General features: G+C 47.4%; 5 protein-coding genes. 1 reads left to right on the plus strand and 4 read right to left on the minus strand.

Features of this window, described 5'->3' with window-relative positions; genetic code table 11:
• Nucleotides 1-39: 39 nt before the first annotated feature.
• Complete coding sequence (locus J0895_RS07190; protein WP_242541124.1) at nucleotides 40-1,464, plus strand: M16 family metallopeptidase; 1,425 nt, start codon at nucleotides 40-42, stop codon at nucleotides 1,462-1,464.
• A 134-nt stretch (nucleotides 1,465-1,598) separates the two neighbouring features.
• Here J0895_RS07190 and J0895_RS07195 read toward each other — a convergent pair whose 3' ends face one another.
• The 4 genes from J0895_RS07195 to J0895_RS07210 all read right to left on the minus strand — a co-directional run.
• The gene (locus J0895_RS07195) at nucleotides 1,599-3,455 is read right to left on the minus strand and encodes a phospholipase D-like domain-containing protein (protein WP_207087428.1); all 1,857 of its coding nucleotides are present in this window, start codon (nucleotides 3,453-3,455) and stop codon (nucleotides 1,599-1,601) included.
• A complete protein-coding gene (locus J0895_RS07200) occupies nucleotides 3,433-8,409 on the minus strand; it encodes an AAA domain-containing protein (RefSeq protein ID WP_207087429.1) in 4,977 nt (1,658 codons plus the stop codon). Before J0895_RS07200 ends, J0895_RS07195 begins: the two co-directional genes overlap by 23 nt.
• 205 nt (nucleotides 8,410-8,614) lie before the next feature.
• The gene (locus J0895_RS07205; protein ID WP_207087430.1) at nucleotides 8,615-9,118 is read right to left on the minus strand and encodes a hypothetical protein; all 504 of its coding nucleotides are present in this window, start codon (nucleotides 9,116-9,118) and stop codon (nucleotides 8,615-8,617) included.
• A 125-nt stretch (nucleotides 9,119-9,243) separates the two neighbouring features.
• The coding region (locus J0895_RS07210; RefSeq protein WP_207087431.1) for a class I tRNA ligase family protein at nucleotides 9,244-10,410 on the minus strand (1,167 nt) is incomplete at its 5' end.

A 10,410-nucleotide genomic window follows, 5' to 3' on the forward strand; every position in this document is an offset into this window, starting at 1 on the left:
CCCCGAAAATATTGGATTTTGCTGTTGGTTTTGCCGTTTATGTGGTTGCTGTTTAATGCGGTGACTGTCACCGCACAATCGGCGAGACATTATACGGATTTGGAGTTTCTACCGGCTCCGGAAATTGTGTTACCACCTTTCGATCGCTTTGAGCTAGAGAATGGCATGGTGGTGTATTTGATGCAGGACCGGGAACTGCCTTTAGTTTCGGGGACTGCTTTAATTCGCACCGGCGATCGCTTTGAACCTGGGAATCAAGCTGGACTCGGACAAATTTTGGGTCAAGTGTTGCGGACTGGGGGAACAAAGTTACATTCCCCGGATGAATTAAATGAGTTGCTAGAACGTCGCGCTGCTTCGGTAGAAACCGGGGTGGATACTACCTCAGCATCGGCTAGTTTTAATGCCTTAAGTCAGGATTTGGATGAGGTGTTTGGACTGTTTGCTGAAGTGTTAAGAATTCCGGCATTTGCTCCGGTGCAAATTGAGTTAGCTAAACGCCAACAAGCTGGGGCGATCGCCCGTCGGAATGATTCCCCCAGTACAATCGCCTCTCGGGAATTCCCAAAGCTGATTTATGGGGAAAATAGCCCCTATGCTCGGACTATAGAATATGAAACCTTGAGCAATATTTCTCCGTCCGATGTGGTCCAATTTTACCAGCGCTATTTCCATCCCAATAACATGATTTTGGGGATTGTGGGAGATTTTGAAACTGCTGAAATGAGATCGCTGATTGAGCAGAAATTTGGCGATTGGAAACGCGATACAACCGTCGGTCAAAATATTCCGGCTTTATCCCCAACTTCTCAAGCAAAACAAAAGGGTATCTTTTTTGTTGAACGTTCTCAATTAACCCAAAGTACGATTCAAATTGGTCATTTGGGTGGGGAGTTAAATAGTCCTGATTATCCGGCGTTGTCTGTGCTCAATGGGGTAATGAATGGATTTGGGGGACGGTTATTTAATCAGGTGCGATCGCGCGAAGGATTAGCCTATTCGGTATATGGCGTCTGGAGTCCCCGTTTCGATTATCCGGGAATGTTTATAGCGGGGGGTCAAACGCGATCGGAGGCAACGGTGCCTTTTATTCAGTCAGTATTTCGAGAAATTGAACGAATTCGCATGGAACCGATTACTGCGGAAGAGTTAAAATATGCTCAAGATACCACCCTCAATTCCTTTATCTTCAATTTCGCCGACCCGAGTCAAACCTTGTCCCGGTTAATGCGATATGAATATTATGGATATCCCGAGGATTTTATCTTCCAATATCGCCGTGGAGTGGAAGAAACCACGATTGAAGATGTGCAGCGAGGGGCGCAGAAATATTTAAACCCGGATCAGTTGGTTACTTTAGTGGTGGGGAACGCGACGGAGATTAACCCTCCATTGAGTAGTCTCACACCTGATACTACGGTGACTTCAATTGACATTAGCATTCCCGAACCATCGAGAAGTTAATTCCTGATTAGTGGTGGCGATCGCATGAGGGATTCTGCTAACTTCTTTACGCGAAAAGAATAACGACTGAAGTCGTTACTACAAACATTGGAAAGTTCTTTCTGATTGTTTGTAGTAACGACTTCAGTCGTTTCTTATCCAGACTTGTGAGATTTAGGTTTTTTCCGAGGAGGATTCTGCTTTGGGGGAAGGGTTGCCGCCAGTTTAGCCAATTCACCAGCAATAAACGCATCCGGTGACTCGACTGCCTCTGATGCAATCCCCAGGCGGAGGAAGTCTTTCCAGACGGGTTCACAGAGCAAATTGAGGGCGATCGCGCCATCTTGATCGGCAATGACAGCCATCACCTGCCGCCATGTTTCGCACAAGCTATCCAGTTCCGGGGAATCTGGGGTGAACTCAGATAGCTGGGAAAGTGCCTGGGGGAAGCTAGGGGAATCCGGGGACATTTGCTGCGATCGCAAGCCCTGACAAGCAATTTTCAGCCAAATCGAGAGTAATTCCAGCCACCCCCTATCCTGAATCTGCTGTAAGGCGGTTTCTGCCATGCCTAGCGCACCCCAGATACTTAGGGAGAGAGTAGCGAGGGACTCATCTTGAGTAGTAATCGCCTGCTGCCAGAAGGTTTCGGCGCGTTGTTGAAATTGAGTAGAGAGGAAATCATCCGCTTCGCTGACAATTTCTGGGAGGGTGACTTGATAGAAACTTTCCCCCTGTGGCAGGCGATCGCCTCCAGAAGTTAGCCAATTGTGAGCGCTACAGACATAAATCTGGCGATCGATGACCACTTCTTGGGCGTGAGACTGTTCCAATTCGACAATTTGTATAGCGGATAGTCCTTCTGCTGTTTTTATCTCGGCCAATTTCATCAGCCATTCGGGAAAAATTGGCTGAGTTTCTGCTGCTTCCTCTGGTACAGTTCCCTGTCCCATTAAAATCCAAACGCCGCGCTTGACAAGAGTTTCTAATCCTTGCAACAGGCGATAATCTATCCCTTGTTCTGGGAATTTAGGAGAATAGATTAAAACCTGATGAGTTGCGGTTTTGAGGAGTTCTAAAACTTGGGTCTGAATCTGACTCTCAGGGATTAAAATTGCACTGCCGCTTATTGCTGCTTGTCGGACTTGTTCCAGTCTAGCTGCAACGGCTGAATTCTCCCGTGGGAAACTTTTCTCACCATTGGTAGAACTGATTTCAAACAACTCCGTTAGGGAGATTTTTCCCTCAGATTGAAGCATTTCTAGCCAAAGAGTGGCGGATTCAAGTAACTGCTGTCCCCGTCTGAATTGCAGAGTTAAGCGCTGATTTAAAGTGTCAAAAATGGCAAACAGTGCCACTGCTTGCCAGCGAGTTTCGGGTGGTTCGGCGATTTGAAAGGCGGTGACTTCTTGGCCGGATTCGGGACAGTGGAACCCCAATCCCTGAGAGTTTAGGAGTTGCTGAACTTCAGTCAGGGTTAAGGAGTCTACGGGTTGGAGGCGGCTGTTCAGGGGGAGAAAATCGCCTAAATTGGGGATGTTTAAGACGGATTCGCGGAGGGGATTTGGGTCAAAGGCGATCGCCTCTAGTAAAGGGTCGGCGATCGCATAGAGGGGGTGAAGTTCTGGCGGTTGTGGGACGGACCCTTTTTCATAAAAGGTTCGACCTTCCGGGGTGAGTTGAATGGAACCGCCTGGGAGAACATTTAGGGTATTTAATGCCTGGAGATTGGCGGTGGTACTTCTGACAAAAATTGGGTCCAAACCGAGGACTTGGGCGAGTTCAAATTCGGTGGGTGCAGGGGTAATTTCTATGCTGGCCCGGAGGATAAATTCTTCTAAAACATTGAATTTTCGAGGGGCAGTTACGTTTAATTCTATGCCGGTTTGAATCAGACCATATCGGAATTGACGGGCGGCAATTACTGATAATCCTGGACTGGTTTTTTCCAGTTTGTTCACCCCGATTTGCAGGGAGGAATCAATGGGTTTAGGGGAGGATTCGAGAAACATCAATTAGACCTCCTTGATGACGGACAACATTAGAAACTTCAGAATAAATTCGGCCCACTTCTCCATGATGATGGGCGAATAATTCATGACATCCGACGATAACGAGTAATTCCCGGGCGCGAGAAAAGGCTACATTGACCCGTTCAGATTTTTTCGCAAATCCGACTTTTCCTTCGGAATTGTTGCGAACCATACTGACAATAATAACGGACCGTTCCATGCCTTGAAATTGGTCAACGGTTCCGGTGCGAATCTGCAAGGATGGGAAGCGATTGCCTTCCAGGATTCTCTCTTCAATTCGGTTGAGTTGAGCGCGATAAAAGGTGATAATGCCGATTTCTTTGGGGGGATGACCCTGGGCGATTTTTTCGGACCAAGTTGTTTCCATATCCTGACATAACTGCTCGATCGCCTCAATTTCTTTGGGATTAATAAAGGATGTGCCTTCTTTGCGTTCGCCAAAGGTGGAGTCTTGGGGCATTTTCACCCATATCAGGTGTTGGTGTTCTTGAATGATGGCACTATCCAGATGATGTTTTCGGGCTTTATCCGGGTCTAAAATGCCACATTGGAGACGGCGATCGTAAAATTGATTAATCGCGCCCATGATGTTCGGATGCATCCGATATTGAATGGTCAGCATGGTTTTAATAGCATCGGGTGCCGCATCAAATTGGAGTTTAAAGAAGGAGTCTTCCAAAAATTGTAATGCATCTTTACTGCTTCCCATTTCAACAGCGATATCTTCAATGGTATCGTCATTCAGCATGGGAGGTAACTGACAGCGATCGCCCACTAAAACTAACCGTTTTGCTTTGAGGGCGGGGATTAATAATTCCGGTGGTGTGCATTTGCTGACTTCATCGATAATCACCACATCAAACTTATTAAATTCTTCGGAAAAGTCTCGACGCGCTGCTTGCACACAGGTAATCCCAATAACATTGGCATTGTCCAGATAAATTTGTCGCAATTCCGTGCGGTCCTGTTCCGAGGGATGGCGAAGTTTGTCAATCCAATCTTGGACTAAATTCTGATAGCGATTGAGATACTGTTCTTCATGATTTCCTGCCTGTTCCCAGGTTTCAAACTGGGTTTGGACTTGGTGCAAAAAGGGCAAATCAAAGCAGTGTTCCTCGGAAATTTGCGGCAGGCGATCGCGTAGGGTTTCCCAGGTTTGCCGCCACCTATTGCGCTGGATGAGTAAGGGTTCCGGCAGATTGGTGGTGAGTTGTTGGGTGATTTCATGCAGTTCCAATTCGCACTGTTCGAGTTGCTGTTGCAGGGGTTGCAAATTTTGTTGTTGCTGGGTAAGATAGGCTTCAATTAGAGTCTGAATATGACCTAAGACTTCAAAGGGTGCTAAGGTAGAGAGTGCGGTTTCTAATTGAGTGATTCGACTCTCCCAGGATTGCACCATTGCCGAAAATTCCGATGGTTTTTCCCAAATTAAGGCACGGTTGGCTTGATATCGTTGGACTCCGGTTAAAATTGCCGTGGGTAAGTGCGGTTGTTGGCTTAACTGTTGTAACTGTTCTATCGCTTGTTGGAGAGTTTTTCCCCCGTCTTGGCGCAATAAATCTAAGGCAGCTTGCGATTGTTCTAGTTGGGGTTTTTGGGCGGCAATCCAATGCTGAATTTGATGCCACTGCTGTCCGAGATGGCTTAATCCCTGTTCGGTTTCCGTTTTCAGGGGGAGTAAACATTGACGCGCCTGATTAACAATTTCATCAATGGTAGTTTGCGCCATGTCTTGCAGGGTCAATTCCATTCCCTGAACTTCCCATATTGTGGCATACTGCTGTTGCTGTTGCTGTAAAACTTCCTGGGTTTTAACCACTAAATTCTGCCGTCCCGATGTCGTCAGTTGCGGATAATTGCCATATCCCTCAGCAAGTTCCCGCCATAAACTGCGATCGCCTGCTGAAAAGACAATCGGGGGCTGATTCAAGCTGCGGTGCAAAAATTCATTAAAATAGGAATGATTCCCTTTGGTATTGCGAAAATTGCCCTTAGTTTCATAAGATAAGGCTTTGAGGAATTGCTCCCAATTCGGCAATTCAGTGACTGGATGATTGCCATAGTTGGGCATAATTGCCACATTTAAGGTTTGGGCGATCGCCAGTAAATTAGGCGGAACCTGAATGAATTTATTGTTAAAGGGTTGACCTGTTTGTACCGCTTGTTTTAAAATAGTATAAACTTGTGCTGGCGCTGTTTCTAACCAGACTCCAACCTCTTTAATTACGCGGTCAATTTCTAACTTACGAGTTTGTAAATTTTGGAAGCGTTGCTGGAGAGATTTTTGCTTGGTTAAGGCTTGTTCATATTCCCCTTGCAGTTGATGCAATGGAGTTGAATCCGTGCGAAATTGTTGGACAGCGTTGGCAGCGGAGGCGATCGCCTCGGCAGTGAGATTAGCTGCCGTGACAATCCCCCTCAATTCAGCCAATTCTGGCGCAACGGTTTGGCAACACCAAGCGGCTAACCCAAATGCACCGCGATCGGGACGAACCCATCCCAATTCCTGAGTTAAAGGTAGTGCGACTCGCACAGCATCAATAAAGGTTTTAACCGTACTATCTTCCAAGGTATAGGGGCGAATTTGGGCCAACAAATCCACCACTTCTGGAGATTCCCAAGGCACATTCGGTGCAGCCGCTAACAACCCTGCCAACTCCGAACTCACCTGCTTGACTTCGGGATTTTGCGCTTGTGCCGCTTGATACTGCTGTTCCCAAATCGCCCGATTTTCCAGTAAACTCTCCTGACGTTCTTTCCAAAACAGGCGATCGCTGGCGAGTGCTTCTTCCCCTGCCAAATATACCGCAAATTCCGCCGCCACCCCCCGCATTTGGTGATAAAATTCTAAATCATTGCGCCGTTTTTCCAAGTCTGTCTCACAGTGACTCGCGGTATTTTGTAGCCAAGTCCCGATCGCATTTTCTTCTAAATACGGTGCACCTTCTTCCTGCACCTTCTCTGCTTTTCCCTTTCGCAACGCCCGCACAACTGGACTATGAACCAATCGACTCAAGGCATTATCCACGGCTAAATTAGCTTGAGATGCGATTAACGTTCGTCCCCCGCGTCGCGCCACCTGGTAGCAAATTTCCGCAATTACTGTAGTTTTTCCCGTTCCCGGTGGACCTTGAATTAACACCAAATCTTTGGCAGATAACACCATTTCCACTGCGGCAATTTGGTCTGGATTAGCAGCAGGTAATAATAACTCCGCCCTCTCCAGTTTAACCGACTGCTTCGGAATCCGTGCCTGTCCCGCATCAAAGAAAAATTTGCCTAAATAGGGATTTTGACTATGACCCTGTTCTAGCCTTTTTAAGGCATTCATTTTATGATTAATTTGACTCAGTTCGCCAAAGGCTTCAAACAATAAATAACCCGTTTCAGGTAACTGATAGTAACCCCCCGCCATCAACTCCACCAAGTCAGAATCCGGCTTAATTCTAATCAACCGACGTTCTGTATCTACCGAGTCAATTCGCCCTAAAATTCGTCCATCTCGGCCACTTTTTCCCAGAGGAGAACTTTCAAAAAGGCGAAGTTGTTCGCTGCGGGCTTTATAGGTGCGACTCCAGAATTCTGCTGCTGCGAGTTCCGTTTCGCTACTGCCATCAATGGTTGCCTCGCGACTGTCCAATTCAAAGCTAATCCGTCGAGTATCCGCCCCATAATTGTGACCGATAAACGGCACACAAAACTGACGTGACTCGGCAATTCGCCGTTCAATTTTCACATAAACCCGCCATGCCTGAAGTTGTTCCTCCGTGGGGATTAAATCTCCAGAAACCGGCAGTTTTGCCATGCGTTTTAAGGCGTAACGGGGAACTCCCAAATCATACTGATGATCCGGCAGCAACCGCAGACGACAGACTACCGTAAACCCATCCCCCCGTCCCCGAGTCATGGGAACAAAATTCACATCAATCAGGCGTAATCCACCCCGTCCATCGGGACTGACTACGGCTTTTAAAGATAAGGTTTTGTAGCGCTTGAACAGCAGGGGAATTCCCGGTTCATCCCGATCGCAAGCGAGAGTGAGTTGCCAACGTTCCTCTCCCGCTTCTTTCCCCATCCCCAACCGTCTTAGGTAAAAGGAGTGCGATCGCTGTTCTAATAGTTGTGCGAATAACAGTTCCGCCCGATCGCGGCGACTGCGAAAATCCTCATCGCGATCGCTGGGTTTCTCACCTACCAGTTCCCGAATCACATTGGCGATCGCGGTTTTGCCAACGAACCGATACCCCCACTTTGCCTCCTCCATCTTGGCAGCAGATTTCTCTGAGGGTACTACCGTCGTCACCCACTCCACCCGAGTGATAATCTCTGCTGTAACCAGAATCTCACGCTTGTCATCCTCAGAACATAAATATACCGACCCTGACAGTCGAGTTCCTGCGGGGATTCCTGCGGAATTCACCGCCATCTGTAGCGACTGCAACCCGGGAGACAAATACTGCGATCGCACTTGCAACCAATCCAGATCCGACACCACCTGACAAGAGTCACCCAGTTGCAGTTCCCAATCCTTTTCTACCAGACGATTTGGTTCAATCTCCCCAAACTCCAATCGCGCCGGAACCTCCCAAATTGCGCCTTCCCACTGGACATTTTCTGCGCTTCCTGTCAATCTCACCTGATGCAAAATCGGGGCCGTATTCGCCTCACCCCTCACCGCCACTGCACCCGTTTCACCCCCGACGGTTCGGGCGATCGCCAAATTCTCCAACCGCACCCCAGCAACCGTCACCACCACCGCAGGCGCATCCACGGCAAACAGCACAGAATCACCCCCACTCCCGCGAATCGTCACTGCACGCGCGATCGTGAATGTCCCCTTGTAATCTCCCGGTTGTAAAAAGAATTCATCTCCATCCGGGACAATTTCCAGTAATTTAGCAAAATTGCTGGGATCTGCTTGAATCAACGTCACAATCACTCCTGATTCATAGTCTGGAAAAACCCGCACCCTCAAGGGTGGGGCTATACGACGGACGAAGCCTGCCTACGCAGGCTACTCTATAAAAACAACTTTTTATTTTACCTAAAATTGTCTCTCCCTACAACATTCCATTTTTAGCAACCATCCCCAGCTTAATCCTAAATAGAATATCATAAATTGCAAAATTTGTCAACCCCTATTTTCCCATTTTATCTTGCCTCATTTCCCCCTTCTCAGCCCTATGTTCATCCCCCGATTCTTCCAATTTGTGAGCCAATATTTCCAAGCGGCGTTCTTCTTTTTTGAGTTTTTCTTCTAACGCTTGAAGTTGGTCTCTCCGGGCTTCTAATTCAATAGAACGACGGGAAAGTTCCTGACTTTGTAAGGTTAAAGATTGTCGCCATTTTTCAATTTCATCCGCCTGTTCATCTAAAAAATCTGGCGTCAATCCTTTCGTTAAATATTGTTGAATTAAATTAATCGCCCATTCCGTCGCCTCATTAATCGTGCGAATTTGTCCCCCCGTGGTAATATCCGCTAAAACGAGAATTCCCTCGCCAAACGCATTCGCTTCGGTGGTGACAATTGGCTCAGTTTCCGACACCAAACCCCAGATATCTCCAGATTTCTGACAGGCTAGTAATCGCAACCCTGTTTTGCCTAAGAATCCTTTTTTTTGCACCTGAGCTAAGTATATCATTGCAGTCTGCTTCAAAAGGTGATGGGCTAGAATGGGGAGAATCATCGGTTTCCGATCGCCCTCCCCTGGATCTTGGGGAGGGAACTGGAGGGAGAACCTACACAACAACCTAGGGTGATTCGGGATTATTCCCCTCTTAATTGACGGAGGCGATCGCGTAAAATTTCCGCCTGTTTTTCCGCTTCAGCGAGGTTATCCCGCGCCCCTTGCACGACTTCTGGCGGGGCTTTATCCACGAATTTAGAGTTAGATAATCGTCCAGAAATCGATTTCACTTCCCCCTCAATTTTACCCAAACTTTTCTCTAGTTTGCCACAGAGTTGGTCAATATCCACCACTCCCGCCAAAGGCACTAAGACTTGGACGGTTCCCACCACTCCAGCAATGGTTTGTTCCGGTTCTTCCGCTAAAGCAGGGGTAATCGTCAAGTCTGCAACTTTAGCTAAACCTTGAATATAAGATTCCCCTCCCTGGAGAATATTCCGTTCTTTGGCGCTGTCACTTTGCAAAATTGCCGTAATTTTTGCCCCGGGTTTAATATCCACCTCAGCGCGTAAATTCCGAATGGTCCGAATCGCCCCAATGATTAACTGGAAATCCGATTCTAATTCGCCATCCATCAAATTCGCATCGGATTCGGGATAGGATTGCACCGCTAAAGATGCCGTGGATTCCGCTTGGGTTAACGTATGCCAAATTTCCTCAGTAATATGAGGAATAAACGGATGGAGTAATTTGAGAATTCCCTCTAAGACGAAAGCGAGAGTTTGTTGCGCCACCCGTCGGGAAGCGGCATCTTCTCCCTGTAATCGAGACTTGACTAATTCAATATACCAGTCACAAAAATCACCCCAAATAAACTCATACAAGGTTTTGGCAGCATCTCCTAAACCGTAGGTATCGACTGCCTCGCAGGTTTGTTGCACCGTTTGATAATAGCGCGACAAAATCCAGCGATCGCACAGTTCCAACCCCGAAACATTCTCCCCAGGATTCCCCAACTGTTGCGGCGTCTGTCCCTCCAAATTCATCATCACAAACCGCGCCGCATTCCACAGTTTATTGGTGAAATTCCGCGATGCTTCCACGGATGCCGACTCATCGGTAGTCCGATTATATTCTAATCGAATATCTTGACCCGCCCCTACAACTTCCCGAATTAAGGTATAACGAAGGGAATCGGTACCGTATTTTTCAATCAACAGCAACGGGTCAATTCCATTCCCCGCCGACTTAGACATTTTTTTATTGTTTTCATCCCGGACTAATCCGTGAATGTAAACATCTTTAAA

Source organism: Phormidium pseudopriestleyi FRX01, from assembly GCF_017313335.1.
Lineage (GTDB): Bacteria > Cyanobacteriota > Cyanobacteriia > Cyanobacteriales > Laspinemataceae > Laspinema > Laspinema pseudopriestleyi.

What these genes read in the sequence shown, in the direction of transcription:
- J0895_RS07190 (WP_242541124.1), top strand. Translation starts at nt 40, where the DNA reads ATGTGGTTGCTGTTTAATGCGGTGACTGTCACCGCACAATCGGCGAGA.
- J0895_RS07195 (WP_207087428.1), bottom strand. Translation starts at nt 3,455, where the DNA reads ATGTTTCTCGAATCCTCCCCTAAACCCATTGATTCCTCCCTGCAAATC.
- J0895_RS07205 (WP_207087430.1), bottom strand. Translation starts at nt 9,118, where the DNA reads ATGATATACTTAGCTCAGGTGCAAAAAAAAGGATTCTTAGGCAAAACA.